This window comes from Paenibacillus sp. PDC88, from assembly GCF_900106725.1.
Classification (GTDB): Bacteria; Bacillota; Bacilli; order Paenibacillales; family Paenibacillaceae; genus Paenibacillus; species Paenibacillus shunpengii.
Map to the genome: position 1 here is coordinate 1 of NZ_FNNT01000020.1, position 15,830 is coordinate 15,830.

The 15,830-nt window shown below is 43.7% G+C and carries 15 protein-coding genes; 2 read left to right on the forward strand and 13 right to left on the reverse strand.

The features are described 5' to 3' along the window. Positions 1–47 precede the first annotated feature (47 nt). The 11 genes from BLW49_RS27510 to BLW49_RS27560 form a co-directional block, all read right to left on the reverse strand. Complete coding sequence (locus BLW49_RS27510; protein WP_090728090.1) at positions 48–305, reverse strand: hypothetical protein; 258 nt, start codon at positions 303–305, stop codon at positions 48–50. Positions 306–373: 68 nt separating this feature from the next. Beyond that, complete coding sequence (locus BLW49_RS27515) at positions 374–1,036, reverse strand: ATPase (protein ID WP_090728092.1); 663 nt, start codon at positions 1,034–1,036, stop codon at positions 374–376. Further along, a complete protein-coding gene (locus tag BLW49_RS27520) occupies positions 1,029–1,226 on the reverse strand; it encodes a hypothetical protein (RefSeq protein ID WP_047914433.1) in 198 nt (65 codons plus the stop codon). Before BLW49_RS27520 ends, BLW49_RS27515 begins: the two co-directional genes overlap by 8 nt. 152 nt (positions 1,227–1,378) lie before the next feature. After that, entirely contained in the window at positions 1,379–1,606 is a 228-nt protein-coding gene (locus BLW49_RS27525; RefSeq protein WP_090728094.1) for a hypothetical protein, read from the reverse strand. 575 nt (positions 1,607–2,181) lie between these two features. Continuing rightward, positions 2,182–2,457 carry a hypothetical protein gene (locus BLW49_RS27530; protein WP_047914431.1) on the reverse strand — a complete coding sequence of 92 codons (276 nt, stop codon included), beginning with the start codon at positions 2,455–2,457 and terminating at the stop codon, positions 2,182–2,184. Continuing rightward, positions 2,450–3,214, reverse strand: a complete 765-nt coding sequence (locus BLW49_RS27535; protein ID WP_047914430.1) for a ParA family protein — start codon at positions 3,212–3,214, stop codon at positions 2,450–2,452. The genes BLW49_RS27530 and BLW49_RS27535 overlap by 8 nt, the downstream gene beginning before the upstream one ends. A 1,480-nt stretch (positions 3,215–4,694) precedes the next feature. Beyond that, positions 4,695–5,858: a replication initiator protein A gene (locus BLW49_RS27540; protein WP_047914429.1), complete on the reverse strand. Its 1,164-nt coding sequence runs from the start codon at positions 5,856–5,858 to the stop codon at positions 4,695–4,697. 365 nt (positions 5,859–6,223) lie between these two features. Next, a complete protein-coding gene (locus tag BLW49_RS29365; RefSeq protein WP_256209956.1) occupies positions 6,224–6,808 on the reverse strand; it encodes a zincin-like metallopeptidase domain-containing protein in 585 nt (194 codons plus the stop codon). Positions 6,809–6,913: 105 nt separating this feature from the next. Then, entirely contained in the window at positions 6,914–8,077 is a 1,164-nt protein-coding gene (locus BLW49_RS27550; RefSeq protein ID WP_006211807.1) for a Ger(x)C family spore germination protein, read from the reverse strand. Next, positions 8,074–9,600: a spore germination protein gene (locus tag BLW49_RS27555; protein ID WP_256209957.1), complete on the reverse strand. Its 1,527-nt coding sequence runs from the start codon at positions 9,598–9,600 to the stop codon at positions 8,074–8,076. The genes BLW49_RS27550 and BLW49_RS27555 overlap by 4 nt, the downstream gene beginning before the upstream one ends. Then, positions 9,597–10,670: an endospore germination permease gene (locus BLW49_RS27560; protein WP_006211809.1), complete on the reverse strand. Its 1,074-nt coding sequence runs from the start codon at positions 10,668–10,670 to the stop codon at positions 9,597–9,599. The genes BLW49_RS27555 and BLW49_RS27560 overlap by 4 nt, the downstream gene beginning before the upstream one ends. 244 nt (positions 10,671–10,914) lie before the next feature. Between BLW49_RS27560 and BLW49_RS27565 the strand changes: the two genes are divergently transcribed. Together BLW49_RS27565 and BLW49_RS27570 are read left to right on the forward strand one after the other, a co-directional pair. Further along, the gene (locus BLW49_RS27565) at positions 10,915–13,878 is read left to right on the forward strand and encodes a Tn3 family transposase (RefSeq protein ID WP_024631230.1); all 2,964 of its coding nucleotides are present in this window, start codon (positions 10,915–10,917) and stop codon (positions 13,876–13,878) included. Beyond that, positions 13,875–14,582, forward strand: a complete 708-nt coding sequence (locus BLW49_RS27570; RefSeq protein ID WP_006211811.1) for a tyrosine-type recombinase/integrase — start codon at positions 13,875–13,877, stop codon at positions 14,580–14,582. The genes BLW49_RS27565 and BLW49_RS27570 overlap by 4 nt, the downstream gene beginning before the upstream one ends. Here BLW49_RS27570 and BLW49_RS27575 read toward each other — a convergent pair. Further along, positions 14,563–14,931, reverse strand: a complete 369-nt coding sequence (locus BLW49_RS27575) for an ArdC-like ssDNA-binding domain-containing protein (protein WP_256209958.1) — start codon at positions 14,929–14,931, stop codon at positions 14,563–14,565. The two genes, BLW49_RS27570 and BLW49_RS27575, sit on opposite strands and share 20 nt — an antisense overlap. 74 nt (positions 14,932–15,005) lie before the next feature. After that, a complete protein-coding gene (locus BLW49_RS27580; RefSeq protein ID WP_081872843.1) occupies positions 15,006–15,182 on the reverse strand; it encodes an aspartyl-phosphate phosphatase Spo0E family protein in 177 nt (58 codons plus the stop codon). Between the last annotated feature and the right edge of the window lie 648 nt (positions 15,183–15,830).

Here is a 15,830-nt window from a genome sequence, read left to right on the forward strand (position 1 = left end):
CAATAAGCCGGTAATCCTTAGCGTACAGGATATCGGCCTTTTTTCGATCAAACGGGGCTTAGCGTACAAAATCCGCACTTTGTTGGCGGTACCCCCCGATCAATTATTTCTGCCTTCTCACGATACTGTTTATCCTTCACAAGCGTTATCTTCTCATAAGAATCATCATATAGGGCCAATAAATACGCGAGTGTTTCTGAATCGGTCTTGCACTTCAACGCCTCACGTACTGAACGTAATGATGCCTTGACTCCGCTGCTGCAATCCACCCTCGGCCTTGCATCCTTAGACGTTGTTCTAGCCATTAACACACCTCCTGATGGGTCTGTTATGTATCATTTAGGGTCATAAAAAAACGATAAGGGGCCACAGCCTATCTCTCTGGTTCATCCTTGCTTTTAGGTTTCCGTTCAGTCTTACGATTGTCTATTAGAGGTTTAATCCGGTTCAATTTTTCCGCTAACGTAGAACGCGAGTCAAACGAATGTCTGGCCCATTCAGGCAGCTTGTCCACGAGATAGCGTACTTGTCCTCTCTCATTGATTTCGAGTAATTGCGTAAACTCCGAAGTATTGTCAAAAACGTATGTCCGGTCAGCAATTTTCGAAGCAACAGCCAAATTTTTAAGTGAACGATCATAACGGCGTCTAATGTCTTCCTCCGGTATGAAATGTCCTCCTTGAGCAACCCGCATTTCAACACGGCTTATATGGTATTCAACATTCTTCAATCCCACATAATACAAATCAACCTCAAAGCCGGATGCTTTTGCTTGTTCCATTTGACGAATGGCCGTTTTTCCTGAAAGAGTTGTCTCGATGGAAAAGCTTCTCCCTGACCGGATGCATTCCTTAACACGGTTTAAAGTTTCCCTGCCAGCTGCTGGTGAGACACTTTCAGGATTGTCAGGGTTGATACTTTTAGCAATCGCGTCCGGGTCGATTACCTCTCCGATCCGCCCGACTAATTGTTTAGTCAGCGTGCTTTTACCAGCTCCATTTGTACCAGCGAAAACAGTCATGACAGGTTTATTCATGATAGGCTACTTCTTTTCGTCCTTCTTCCGTGAAAACGACTTTAGTTTTTTTACCATCTGGATACTCCTTCACCATTTCCCCATTTTCTTCATAGACAGCTGGTACACCGTTTCTTTTAGCTTCTTCACGAGCAGAATGTGTCGCTTTTTTCAAAACTTCTTTCAATTCATTTGTGGAAATCCGACTCATCTGTAATCGCCACCTTTTCGAAAAAGTTATGTGTTGAATTTATAAATTCATTTTACCATAGTTATGTATTGAAAAACAAGCGTTTAGCGCAAATTTTCAACACATAACTTCTGTTATGTGTTGAAAAAAAACCGCCCTGTTGAAAGGACGGTTTAAGCCTTTATTATTTTCATTTTCAGGAATCTAACCAACAAATTTATGAGGATATGCAAGGACAATATAACTAATGCAAATAATTTATCCCCCCAATTCGGAATAGAGCCTGAGAACAGAGTGTAGGCCATCATTCCGAACAAGGCTAAACGTGTTAAAAGACCAATCAGATTTTTCATGGGATACAGAAAGCTGGCGATCAGCACGATTATAATAAATTCCTGCATTCTTGCCCTCCTTTCATAGCGTTTCCTAATTATAGCATTTATTCAAGGGTATTGACATAGTAACCAAAGCCTGTTTTGTATCCATGAATACACATACGTATACATTTACGTTTACGTTTACATTCGATAATTGTAATTATATAAACGTATATGTATACGTAAACATTTACGTGTGCGCGCTTTCTTTCGTAAAGAATCACTTCATCCGTCTATTTGCTTAATTAAAGATTACATTTACGTATACGTAAATGTAATCGTATATGTATACGTAAACGTTTATAATTTGAGAAACAGACCGCCCGGTCAAAGGATGCGGTCTGCCCCATAAAGCCCACCTTGTAAGCCGCCGCCTTTATTTAAAGCGACTGCCAGAGAACCGTGTTACCAGCACGGTTCTCCTGAAACAAGTATAACACCTCGTTCAAATGGAATAAATGCCTTTTGTGGCGTTGATTTCAAATAAGGATTTGGCTGAAATAGGTTTTGCATACACGGCCCTAATAAAAGAGGCTGTCTGCGATCCGAGCAGATAGCCTCTTTTTGATACGTAAATGTAAACGTACACGTTTACGTAATTATTTATGTGCTTCATTAAAGTAAAGCCTCAATGCTTCATTGATGATCCTTGTTTTCTCCCCTCTGCCATTTTCCGCACTCTGACTATCTATCTTCTTTTTTAAATCATTCTCGATCCAAACGGTATCTCTTGTATGCGTTTCTTCAAATTTCTTCTTTTTAGGCTTGGGCTTCGGCTTGTCTTCGTGTGAAGTATCAATAAGTTCAGGATGAACGCTGCTGGCTGACGTGCTTCTTATTTTGTTTTTCAACTCATCCATCTTACTACTAGACACGTTTAATCAGCTCCTTAACGAATTCTCTGTACAGTTTTAAACCTTGATTCAACTCAGGATTATCTTTAAACCCATTAATAGACAAGCGGCCTATAGCAGCTGTACGGGTCATTATAGTTTCAAAGCATAATTCCCCGTATTCTTCCTCAATCAGCTCGATCAAAGCCTTATTATCGGTTCTCCTTGAATCTATGAGAGAACGCAGTATTCCTGCAATCTTCATATCCTTATTGACCAGTTCCTGCACATGAATGCATGTTTCTAAAAAGCGGCCAATTGCTGAATAGCAAAATTTACTTGCTTCAAACATAGCAACAACTGCATCAGAAGCAGCTAGTGCATTAATCGTCTGATCACCAAGAGCTGGCGGAGTATCAATGATAATATAGTCATATTCGCTTTGTACGTTCTCAAGAGTCTCCTTTAGCACTAGCGAACGGTTGCCTTTATAAGACTCATATAACCACGATGGAAAACGCGCCAAATGATCCTCTGCCGTGAGCAAGTCTAGCCCCTCAGATACCTTATGTACATACTTACGTGCGTCTTTTTCCTTTAGGGCTTCAAAAACAGTTTTCTCATGAAAGTTATAAATGTCTTGTTGAGTCAGTAATTCAGTCAAATTCCCTTGTGAATCCAGATCAACCGCAAGAACCTTTTTTTCATATTCCTGACTAAGAATATAAGCTACAATTCCGGAAGTAGTTGTCTTGCTCGAACCACCTTTTTGTATGCCAAATGAGATAACCTTTGCCATATCATGCCCTCCCTATACCTTTAATATTGTTGTTATTATAACATACATTTACGTATACGTAAACATAAACGTAAACATGAACTGATCAGCTTAACCCTCACGCTAAAATGTTGTTGTGCCGCAGGTGCGGCAACAGGTGTATTCTGTGGTCATTCCTCCACTTCCTATTATGAATATTTCATATAGTGAAAAATCATAAATAGTAAGTTATACGCAGCATTCGTACTTCTACCATACTCCTATTAAAACCTGTGGAAAAGTCGCCTCCACCCCAAAAGATATCCACACCCCGTTTAGAAAAGGTAGCCGAGCTACGCTCGCCTTAAGGATTAAAATCATCCTCCCCACGCCCACCCCTACATTTGCGGCTCTAAATTTTGTGTTGACAGTCACTTGAATTTGTGGCAGGCGGAGGAGAAGCAGGAGAGAGAGAGCCGCAGCCCCCCCAAAATGGGGGGAGCTGCGGCAATCGGGCTGATGTCAGGCGTATGGAGCCAGCCATCGGTCGTTTCGCTTGTCGGGGGGTGGGACGCGTCCAGGTCGTGCTTTACCGCGTATAGTCGAACTAACTCCCCCCGGCAGCCTGCGCCATAGGCGCACACGGACGGGACATTGGTCGATGGAGTCACATCGCCAATCTGGAAGGGGTGGACACGCGAAATTAGGGCAGTGCCTGCCGCCAAATGGCAGCAGGATGCCCGAATCCCCTTCGGCGGGTTTAATCATCTCCGTCCATGTTAGTCATCCGACGTCGCGTGACCTAAACCATTGAACGGCTTTGGCTTTTTTCACGGATGCACGGTTGGGAGAGACGCGGACGACATACCGCGTATAGTTATAGTCGTTTTGGGGTGGCATTCTGCTTAGTTCTCAAAAAAGGCAATAAGAAACTAAGCCCTCGCATGTCCATTTTTAAAAAAAGTGGATGCGAACGCCTGATATTTGATTATGAAATTAGCCCTATGCTATGTATAGGAACGCAAAAAAACTCTCAATTTCCGCACGCACACCTAAAAAAGGCATCAGGAAAGAGAGAGTCCTTACTTTACTTTAAATTAAGGGCTATAGTATAATAGGCCCATATTATAGTAAAGGCTCATACTCTTGAAACGCTACAAAATGGCTTAGTTTGGCGACGGAGACATTTTGCAGTGTTGGTGTGTGGGCTTTTTGCTATTTTTAAGGTTCTTTTTGTAAAACTTTGAACCTATCAATATCATACGTTATAGGTTTAAATTTTGGCAAATTGCGACAGTATTCACTTTCCGTAGTTAAACGGATGTTTTGAGCGCCTTTTCCGTAGTCAAACGGATGTTTTGAGGTGGTTTTCCGTAGTTAAACGGATGTTTCGGGGAATTGGAACGATTTAGTAAGTAATTTCATGATTTTTGCTTTTTTTTTGTTCTTTTTCCGTAGTCAAATGGATGTTTCTTATCGTTTTCCGTAGTCAAATGGATGTTTTAAGTATCAAAAAAGACCCCTATAAGGGGTCAGGGAAAAACTCTAATTGTTCCGGTATCAACTCTCTCGATTGAGATAATGTATTCAAGAAAACCGGGTTTTTTGTAACCGTCAAATAGCGATCGTGCAACCCTTGTTTCTTTCCTTTAAACTCGAAGCGTTCTATAAAGCCTACTGCTTGCAGTTCGATACATGCGCTCTTGATTCGCTCAACAATTTTATACACCTGCATGATCGGCTCGTTATCATCTAAAAAGTGAAAATGACCAGCCAGCGTTTGAAGTTCAAACGTAACTGTAGATTCTTCGGGATAAGATGACACTAACCAGTACAAACCCTGTGCCAGATATGATTTTAAGTCATTCATAAGGATGAGAGAGATATCAAACAAGTTGCCTACCCGGTTAGCTTCAACTAACCATTCAGGCAGCTTTATTTGGAACTTATATTGAAAGTGGTTGGTAGTTCCTACCTTTCGCCTGAATATAATTTGATCTATTAAGCGAGTAAAAGCGATCTCTTCATATTCTGAATCCTTTGAACGTTGATACTGTGTTAAGGTCACTTCTATTTTCATAAGCCGCATTAAGGCTTCCTGGATGCGCTTATAGTTTGCCGATCCATCCGTTAGCCCTAATTCATTCAATATATCAGCGTATTTTAGTTCAACATAGGGTTTCCCGTCTATGTTCTGCTTGAACCATAGAGACTGTATAGCGCCCATTACACGGGCTTCATAAGTAGTTAGTACCTCGCCCGTATTGTTCTTAATATGGACAGAACGCACACCGTGTACAGTCGTTGTGGGCTGATTCGGCACGTTCTTCGGATTAGCAGAAAACAAAGCGTGCTGCGCTATGTTCCTGTTAATGGGTACAACCTCACGCAAGTATTCCACTGATTTTACTTTTAACGCTCTTTCCAAAATTTCAACTGTTGCCTTTGCTCTGGCTGCATCGCTTTCATTATCATGCTGCTGAGTCTTCACAGTATCAATGTATTGGTTGGCAAACATGAATAATGACTTTGCTGGAACGATCTGAATAAGCCTTGTACTAAGCTCGTCCACTGTTTCCTGCTTAATGGTTGCTGCTTTTAAGGGATCACCGATTTTCCTTGTTCTCTTTAAAAATTCACTTGTTATATCATCAAGACACAATTCAATTTCATTAAATTCCTTCATAAAACCTCCCACCGTTCCTATGTGCCTGTAATTATTCTATATCAAGTAGAAGCAATCGCAAATGAATCCAATTCCCCGAACGGGTTCTTACGTATAGTCTACCATTTCTCAACTTGCCATTGGTATACATGGGAATCGCTTGTTTTTTCCTTTGAGTGTACATTGTACACACTCCTTTCAATGGCCACTTTTTTTAACGTAAAATCCGTACACAGAATTCCGGAAACGTTTAAGCCGGCCGCTGATATTTTGAGTACAAAAATTCACCTTCAGGCGAGATCCAGGTTTAAATTTTATGTACAGAAAAACAATGAACTTCCCCCATCCAACCGGGAAGGGACCCGGTTGGATGGGGGCCGCTCTAGTTACTCAGAAGCTGCCTCGAACGTTACCCCTAAAATATGATCTGCGGCCTTCTGTGCCTGTCCTGCGGCCTGTACAACTAACTTCTTATCATCTTTAAGCTTGCGCAACCAACTGCCCACATAAGCCGCGCTGTTCTCTATGGTGCTGTTATCAATACCAGCTACACCGCAAAGCATTGCCGCCCCGATCTCCGCTACCAATTCCTCTTTGCTGTAACTCTCATCTCCAAAGGCTGCAAGCTCGGTAATTCCTGAACGATTTAAGCGGCTTTCATGGCCTGTACTGTGAACATGCTCGTGGAATAACGTGCTGTAGTATTCTTCTGGCTTGCTGTAATCGCAGATAGGCGGCACGCTCACAATATCGTCAGCTGGACGATAGAACGCACGCCCGGAAGCAAACCGGACGGGCGGAGCGTCTTTATACCCTTCACAAATCCGCTCTGCTGCTTCTATAGGATCATGGTCAAATGTTTCGTCGTTTCGCTTGCTCTGTAATCCTTCACATTGAGTATTGATTTCAAACACCGTGTAATAGGGGGTAGTACCAGCGAAGCTGACACCACCCGCAAAGTATATGGGCAAATATGTAAATCAGTAATTCTAGGATCTTATTTCCCTCGATCCTTTACCTTTTCGCCGCGCTAGACATTCTATGACAGGTATTTGTATCAATGAAGAAATCAAAAATTAGGGGACAGCAAGAATCTCTTTTTTAAATTTATATCTTCCAGGATATACGATATCCATATTAACGCTTATAGCTTGCAAGGAATCCTCGTTTAAGACAAAATGCTGTTTCCCTGATGCAATGCGTTTCCATTCATGCGGATTCTTGCGAAAAAGAGATTCCCCTAGATTATAAATATCTATATTCTTCTCAAGCGCAGTTTGAAAGGTTTTCCTAATTTGCCGCTCAATTTCTTTTTGAGCCATTTGCGTGAGTTCTTGTTCAGTAACGTCTGCATGCAACTCATTTACCCCAGCCTTCACTGAAACGGATATATCGAAATACGCTTTATCATATTTAACACTTGGAGTAATGTCATATTTAGGTTTCTCTGCGACGAGAACCGCTATAAGTTTTTTATCGGAAAACAAGTCAAGAGGCAGTCGGATTGTGTGTTTATTTAGCCACGGCAACCCGGACAGATCTTGGATGTCCATGCGTGCATAATAGTGCTCTTGATCATATACTTGTATGCCAGAAAATCTAAGCAACTCACGTGGCTTTTGATTTTCCTTCCATTGGTCTTTTCGAATTGATAATTCTGGTATATAGCTTGACTTAGCCTTTTCATTTGAATCCAGAACAAACTGTTGCAGGCGGATCGGAGCGAGAATAGAATGCTGTCGATAATTCTGTTCAGGATTATGTAGAATCGATGCCTTTGGTGACAATCTGAAAAACGATGTTGCCATTAAGATCTCGTCAAGGGGATCTCGCGTGCTGAATAGCCAGGCTAAGTACCTTATTTCACGATAACGGTTGATCAGTTCTAACACTTCACCGACTTTCCTTTCCTTCATCAACCGTTCGCTGAACAGAATCGCAGAGACTTGTCCCCAGTTTAACCTCTGTTGCGAAGTGCTGTATAAATCATTCGCTGCTTCTGTAAACGAGGAGCCTTGTCCCTTACCGACCCAGACCGGGGGCTGCTCCGCTTTTTGTTGGCCCTCCAGCTTTGCCACTGTCGAGAAGTCAAGCAATTGCGCATAGATGGTGTATTGACCTTCCGCATAGTCAATTCCGACTGCTGTCGTATAATTCATGTTTTGCACTTCGTATTTGCTCCAGCAGCCGGTGAGTATGATGAGGGGCAGAAGAACAACGATATATTTATACGTCTTCATTTCTGCCCATCCCCTTGGCTTGTAGGATCGTGAGTATTCAGATTGTCCGGTCGAGTTTTTCGCCATCTCCAAGGTAATCGGAACAATGCATTGGCGAAATCTTTATATGGGGGCGAAAGCGGAGCCAGGTAAGGCAAACCGCATGAACGCAATGAGGCTAAATGGGTTGTCACGATAAATAAAGCAAGAAAAAAGCCATAGATGCCAAGCGCGGCAGACAAAATAAACACGATAAAGCGTAAGATGCTAATTGTCCCAGATAACGACTGGCTGGATAAAGTCGAACCGAACACCTGAGTAATCGCTCCTATGACAACGATGCTCGGGGATAAAAATCCTGCCCGAATGGCTGCATCCCCCAGGATAAGACCTCCCACAACGGTAACAGTAGAGCCAATGGCAGAAGGCAAGCGAACACCGGCTTCCCGCAATATTTCTAAAAAGATGAGCGACAGAAACATTTCCCCTGCCACACCTAATGGGATTCCTAATCGGTTAATGCCAATAGTTGCAAGTAAATAGTAAGGCAGTTGATCTTGATGATACGCAAGAATGGCAACCCAAAATCCGGGCAGCATGAGTGAAACGGACAACCCGAGCAAACGAAGAGTTTGCCCGAACGTGGCCGATAAAGCAGTAATGTGGATATCTTCCGGTGTTTTCAGGAGCAAGAACAAATTGGCTGGAGCGATCAAAGCAGCCGGAGTACCATCCACAATTAATGCTACGCGGCCATTCATCATGCAGTTCACGGTGAAGTCCGGTCTTCCTGTGTACCCCATCAAAGGAAACAAAGCTCTTGTCGGTTCCATTAATTCTTCCAGTTGAGTGGCGCTGATTGCTCCGTCAATTTGAATACCATCCAATTTTTTCTTTATATCTTGAACAATATTCGGATTAACAATGTCTCGCATATAAAGAATCGCAACTGTTGTTTTAGTTCTCACGCCAACTGTTTTGGTTTCGTATACCATGCTGGTTGACTTGATACGTTTCCGAATCAGCGCAACATTGACGCCGACTTCTTCAACAAAACCGTCTTTTGGACCGCGTATCGAGACTTCAATGTTAGACTCTTCCGGCTTACGTGCCGGTTTTTTGGAAATATCGAGGGAGAACAACGAAGTTAGTGCCGGAATGAACAAAAGCAGCTTGCCCTCGAAAATATCCGTTTCGACTTGTTGCTCCCACTCCTCGAAAGAAATGCTCTCTAACTGTAATTGACACGACTCAACAATCTCCTCATTCTTATGAAATCCGTAAGTTTCATAAAAACGAGTCAAGTGGGGCAGCACCATATCCTGAATGAGCTGTTGGTTGTCACATAAACCATCGCAGTACAGCAAAACGATCCTCGACTGATCATCACCAGCTTTTATTTTGTAAACATGACGCTTAACATCTTGACACATCTGGAAGCGTTGGATAAGCGACGGTTCACTAAGCGGTTGTGAAACAGTTGCCACTTTGTTTGATGGCGATGGTAAGACCTCCGCCTTCTTATTTCTGAATCGTTTTATCATTCGTAGATACTCCTTTTATTTCGTGTTGAGGTTCGTACGACATATACGATCATGACCCCAATTGTAAAGACACAAAACGATGGAAAGTAATATAGGCTCAATAGGTCTTGAAAGACCATATCGCTAATAGGCAGCAATGTAACAACCAACATGAATAAAGCGCCTAGGAACATAGGTATCCACTTATACTTTTGTAATTTCCATAATTCCCCCAAGAGATACATGGAAAGGGACACTCGAATGAACATACCGGATAGCCATTGGTAAATCGAGAAAAAATCGACATGCTCCACATACTCGCCCAGTCGAACCATTCTCCATTGTTCATAAACAGGATATCGTTGGTTTGCCGCTTCATCAGGGCCATACATTGTAATCGAACCCATCAAAGGGCCGATCGTAAGCCCGGATAAAATGAGACAAACAAGCATCAAACTTATGAAGCCCGGTTTCTTCGTTAACTTATGCTGGATCAGCATCAGCAACGACAACTCCAGCAACCCGCTGGCAGCGTAGGGAACACCTTTCCATAGTGGAGGTGTTCCTTTTTCGAGCAAAGGAAAAAGCAAGGTATAATCTTTAAACTGAAAGTTTGCAATCATTACAAGGTCGCCAAGAATGACAACGAAAGGTAACAATATCCCGCTCACAATCGCAATGGTGCGAAGCCCCTGATATGCCGCAAAGAAACATCCGACAATTGTTGCTACCACAAGGACGAGCATTGGAGTTTGAGGCATATAAGTTGCAATTGTCCAAGTTAGAGTATCCTTCAAGGAAATGAGTCCCATGAGCCATACAAGCACACTATATATGAAAACCAGGGTTATGGAGAGAAACATTCCGAAATGCTGCTGCAACCAATCCTTTAAATGTATGCCGTTCATGTTTTTGATGATGTAGTTCAAAGAGCCAATCCAAAGAGGCGAAGCGATTAATACAAGAAGTACTACCAGCCAGGCATCTCGCCCTGAAGCACCGAGCAGTAACGGTATAATAATGACGTGGTTCAGCAAACCGACTGAAAGCATAATTATCATGTATGACTGTATAAGCGGAATTTTTGGCATAAAGATCACCTCTTTCAACTTTTGAAGAAGAATATGGAAACACCATTATATACTTTTCCCTCATCGTCTTCATTCCAATCACTTCGGCTATTCCATCTTGCAAAAGTTCCGTTTTTGATTAGGTAATTGGAATATGATAGCTTTTTGCTCCACATTGCCTCATTAAGTATGCTTCGGTATACTAAATTTAATGATTAAAATTCCGATTCTAACCATTTTAGGAACTTTACTCGGAGGGGATCAAGTGAAGCGAAATTGGGAGCTGGAGGAGTTAATTGAGCATTTTACGTTTCTTCCCAACGAAATGCAGCAAGTCGGCAATAAGTCGGGGGAGACTCGGTTGGGGTTTGCTGTTCTGTTTAAGTTTTTCCAATACGAAGCGCGATTCCCCTTCCAAAAATTCGAAGTGCCCAAAGCAGTAATTCAATACATAGCAAAGCAGATCGAGGCACCGGCAGAGCTGTACGCACAATACGATTGGACTGGTCGCTCCATTACCTACCATCGAACACAAATCAGGGAGTTTTTTGGCTTTCGTGAGGATACCATCAATGATGCCGAAGAGGTAATCGATTGGCTATGCAAAAGCGTATTATTCCAAGATCACGATTTCGAACATTTGGTCGAGACCGTATACGGGCGATTTCGGGAGATGAAAGTTGTACCGCCTACGCCTGATCGCATTGAGCGACTTATCAGAGCCGCAATCCGTACATATGAGGAACAATTTTTCCAAGTCACATTGGAAAAGTTGCCTGCGGCATCTTTGTCCAAACTGGATTCACTCGTAGATAGTATCGCATTTCTAGATGAAGACCAAGGCGGCAGCGACGAGGGACTTCTTTCTTTTCAAGAGTTAAAAGCTGATCCGGGCAAACCAGGTGTCGAAAGTGTGTTAAGAGAAGTAAGCAAGCTGCGAACGATTCGAAATCTGGAGCTTCCGGATAATCTGTTTCGTGATATCCCTCTTAAAGTATTGACCAAGTACCGGCAGCGGACCGCAACAGAGGATCTCCGGGAACTTCGTCGCCACCCTGATCCGATCCGTTACACATTGTTGGCCGCATTCTTCTGGCTAAGGAGTATGGAGATAACGGACAATTTGATTGAGCTACTTATTCAAATCGTCCATCGAATAGGAGTACGGGCAGAACGCAAGGTCGAGAAGGAAATTCTGAATGACCTACGGAAAGTAAGCAATAAGTATGGCATTTTATTCAACATGGCCCAGTCTGCCGTCAACAATCCAGACGGAGTAATTCGTGATGTCATTTTCCCGGTCGTAAATGAGCAAACGTTACGGGATTTGATAAAAGAATTCAAGCATACCGGACCGGCTTACCGTGAGAAAATCCATACCATTATTCGGGCTTCCTATGGGAGTCACTACCGCCGTATGGTTCCCGAAATACTAGGCATTCTGGAATTCCGATCAAACAATGAAGTGCATCGGCCAGTGATTCGTGCGCTGGAACTGGTAAAGAAATATTCTGACACCGGCCATCATTATTTGCCAATGTCCGAAGAAATCCCGGTAGATGGTGTAATCCGGACGGTTAATAAAGAAATCATTGTTGAGAAGGACGAGAAAGGCCAAGAGCGAATTAATCGGATGAATTATGAGATAAGCGTTCTGCAAGCTTTACGGGAAAAGCTTCGTTGCAAGGAAATATGGGTGGCCGGAGCGAACCGATACCGGAATCCGGACGATGACTTGCCGACAGACTTCGAAGAACGGCGGGAAGAAAATTATAAGGCTTTAAAGCAGCCGCTGGATGCAGAAGCATTCATTGCAACGTTGAAGCAGGCCATGAAAGATGGATTAGAAAAGCTTGATACCGGTCTCCAGAAAAACCCCAAGGTCCGGATCACGGAGAAGGGTAATGGTTGGATTAGCTTATCTCCGTTAGAACCACAAGCAGAGCCAGTCAACCTATCACGGATAAAATCAGAGATGCTTCGGCGCTGGCCAATGACGAGCCTGTTGGACATTTTAAAAGAGGCCGATCTTCGTGTCGGATTTACTGAAAAATTCAAGACTGTTGCTGTACGCGAAGCGTTAAGCAGGGATACGCTGCAAAAGAGACTCATCCTATCCCTTTATGGCCTCGGGACGAATACCGGCTTGAAACGTGTGAGTGCCGGTGAGCATGGAGAAAGCTACAAAGACTTGCTGTACGTCCGCAGGAAATTCATTCATAAGGACAATCTCCGAAATGCGATATCCGAAGTGGTTAATGCGATTTTTCGCGTTCGGATGCAGGAGATTTGGGGCGATGCCACGACATCCTGTGCATCGGATTCAAAAAAATTTGGTGCATGGGATCAAAATCTGATGACCGAATGGCATATCCGGTACCGCGGCCGCGGCGTTATGATATATTGGCACGTTGAGAAGAATTCGACATGCATTTACTCGCAGCTCAAATCGTGCTCCTCCTCTGAAGTCGCTGCCATGATGGAAGGATTGCTTCGTCATTGTACCGAAATGGAGGTCGAGAAGAATTACGTGGATTCACACGGCCAGAGCGAGGTTGCGTTCGCATTTTGTTACCTTTTGGGCTATCAGCTCATGCCACGGCTCAAAGCGATTCATTCGCAAAAACTTTACCGGCCCGAACCAGGCATGACCGATGCCTATCCGAATTTGCAGCCGGTGCTGACCCGCCCAATCAACTGGGAGCTAATTCGGCAGCAATACGATCAAATGATGAAGTACGCTACGGCTCTCCGACTCGGAACCGCCGAAACAGAAGCAATCTTGAAACGATTTACCCGTAATAATTTAAAGCATCCGACCTATCAAGCTTTGGGGGAACTCGGCAAAGCAGTCAAAACGATATTCCTCTGCGATTACCTGCACTCGGAGGAGCTGCGCCGCGAGATCAATGAAGGCTTGAATGTCGTGGAAAATTGGAACTCGGCCAACAGCTTTATCTTTTACGGCAAAGGCGGAGAAATCGCTACCAACCGGTTAGAAGATCAAGAGCTAGCCGTATTGTCTCTTCACCTTCTGCAAAACTGCCTGGTTTACATCAATACCATTATGCTTCAAAGCATCCTATCCGACCGCAAATGGTTCGATATGATGACTTCGGAAGACTTGCGGGCGCTTACCCCGCTGATCTACACGCACGTAAACCCTTACGGCACATTTAGGCTGAACATGAGTGAACGCCTTCCGTTGGAAGAAGGTGTTATTGCGTGAGTGAAAGACGCATATCCCCGAAACGCAAAGCGAAGGAGCTGGCGAAGTATCTCCGAGGGGAACGGCCAGATTATGACTATCTCAAAAGCCTGTTTCAGCATCTTCGAGCAGAGCTGGAGGTAGAGGTTCCAAAAACAGCGAAGAAGCTCCCCTATGTACCTACAGAAGAGGAGCTTAAGCGCTACTACGATGTGGTTTGGCAAGCGAAGAACTTTCAAGACATGATGATCGTCAAGACGCTGCTATATACCGGCGTTCGGGTAAGCGAGCTGATCAATATCAAATTGTCCGATGTTGATTTCCACTACTGCCAAATCCGGATTAATAAGGGCAAGGGGAATAAGGATCGCATTGTCCCTTTCCCTCAATCGTTCAAGGAAATGCTGGCCATGCACGCCGATTCAATGAAAAAGAAGCAGGCGGTTTACTTGTTCGAATCATCGTGGAAGAAAAAATATACGGATCGGGGAATACGAAAGATTTTGGCTAAATATTCGGAGGAAGCCGGTCTTGTACAAAATCTGTCGCCGCATAAGCTACGACATTTCCTGTTGACTTGGCTTAAAAAGCAGGGCATCGATGACGCACTCATACAACCGTATTCCGGCCACGAAAGCCGGAAGTCGTTGGAAGTCTATTCAAAACTGGCAATCACTGATGCACAGCAGGAGTACAACGAGGTCATCAACAAATTTCCCATTTAATAACATCTACTTTGCGGGTGGTGTCAGCTTCGCTGGTACTACCCCAATAGCGGAGAAATGGGATTTTTTCAATTTCTCCCGTTTCGTCGTTTTCCTTCTCCAACCATGTCCAGAAAACAACGAATTGCCCCTTTTCGCCTTTTTTGACTTTGCCCCCGGCTTCGCTTACCTGTTTGAAAGTCGCATACTCTCCCGGCTCCAGAAGTAGCGTATTAACGCCCCGATACGGCTTCTGTGTCTTCCAATTGACAGCCGCACCCACTCGCCACGGGCGGCGCCAAGGCACAACCCCTTTTTCCAAAAGCTCTATCATACGATTTGTAACCATTTCATAGATTTTTTCGCTCATGTTAACCTCTCCCTTATGTGTTATAATGGAGGGGCGAAGGGGTCTCAAATCTTCGCCCCGGCTCGTTTGTTCTGCTAAACAAACGGGCCTTTTGATTGTCTTTGGATTGCTCGATCATATTCATTCAGCACTTTGTCCAACTTTTGCGATTTCTCCACAACTTCCATCGCTGTAAAACCCATCCGTTCTGCTAAATCAATGAGTTCTTTTCGCAACTTTTCAATCTGATTACGCAACATCTCAATGTTCATATCGCTATCACCTCCTTTCAAAATGACTTATTCGGACTTGACTTTTTTGGCCCTAACCCTTATTCGGAACCGTTTGCCTGTCTAGCCCTAGCGGCGATGAGCGGAATCCTTTAAGGTTTGTGAGCAGTTTCTTGCTTGCTGTCTTGCCTTACCGTATGAAGTTTTCAAAGAGCAAAATCATTCGTATACCGTAGCCGTCGCAGATTTAAGATCATATAGGTTCTCGCAGGGCAAGGCTGCCCGAAGGGACGACAAAAATTATTTTGAGTGTACTTCTCAAAAAAATTTTTTCGCCTTGCCCGGAGAGGTTCTATATGATCCCATGCGACTAGATGGCTACGGTATGTGAATGATCTCTTTGAAAAACGGAATATGGTAAGGCTGCACGCAGGTTACTGCGAACGGGCCTTGTCTTTACTTCTTCGATCTTGCCCACAAGGTTTTATCTTCGAAGGGTCTACCTGAATAGGTTTTGGAACGATGAAGGAATGGAGCGAAGCGGAATGGAGTCATGGTTCCCTTTGCTTCGTAGTACATGATGGGGTTTGTGGAGTGGAGTGAAACGGAACGGAGCAATCCCCATGATGTATGAGCATTGCCCCAGAGTCTTTAGCTTCCCTGCTAGGCCCGTTAAGAATCCCAATGGAA

What these genes read in the sequence shown, in the direction of transcription:
- BLW49_RS27510 (WP_090728090.1), bottom strand. Translation starts at nt 305, where the DNA reads ATGGCTAGAACAACGTCTAAGGATGCAAGGCCGAGGGTGGATTGCAGC.
- BLW49_RS27515 (WP_090728092.1), bottom strand. Translation starts at nt 1,036, where the DNA reads ATGAATAAACCTGTCATGACTGTTTTCGCTGGTACAAATGGAGCTGGT.
- BLW49_RS27520 (WP_047914433.1), bottom strand. Translation starts at nt 1,226, where the DNA reads ATGAGTCGGATTTCCACAAATGAATTGAAAGAAGTTTTGAAAAAAGCG.
- BLW49_RS27525 (WP_090728094.1), bottom strand. Translation starts at nt 1,606, where the DNA reads ATGCAGGAATTTATTATAATCGTGCTGATCGCCAGCTTTCTGTATCCC.
- BLW49_RS27535 (WP_047914430.1), bottom strand. Translation starts at nt 3,214, where the DNA reads ATGGCAAAGGTTATCTCATTTGGCATACAAAAAGGTGGTTCGAGCAAG.
- BLW49_RS27540 (WP_047914429.1), bottom strand. Translation starts at nt 5,858, where the DNA reads ATGAAGGAATTTAATGAAATTGAATTGTGTCTTGATGATATAACAAGT.
- BLW49_RS27550 (WP_006211807.1), bottom strand. Translation starts at nt 8,077, where the DNA reads ATGAAGACGTATAAATATATCGTTGTTCTTCTGCCCCTCATCATACTC.
- BLW49_RS27555 (WP_256209957.1), bottom strand. Translation starts at nt 9,600, where the DNA reads ATGATAAAACGATTCAGAAATAAGAAGGCGGAGGTCTTACCATCGCCA.
- BLW49_RS27560 (WP_006211809.1), bottom strand. Translation starts at nt 10,670, where the DNA reads ATGCCAAAAATTCCGCTTATACAGTCATACATGATAATTATGCTTTCA.
- BLW49_RS27575 (WP_256209958.1), bottom strand. Translation starts at nt 14,931, where the DNA reads ATGAGCGAAAAAATCTATGAAATGGTTACAAATCGTATGATAGAGCTT.
- BLW49_RS27580 (WP_081872843.1), bottom strand. Translation starts at nt 15,182, where the DNA reads ATGAACATTGAGATGTTGCGTAATCAGATTGAAAAGTTGCGAAAAGAA.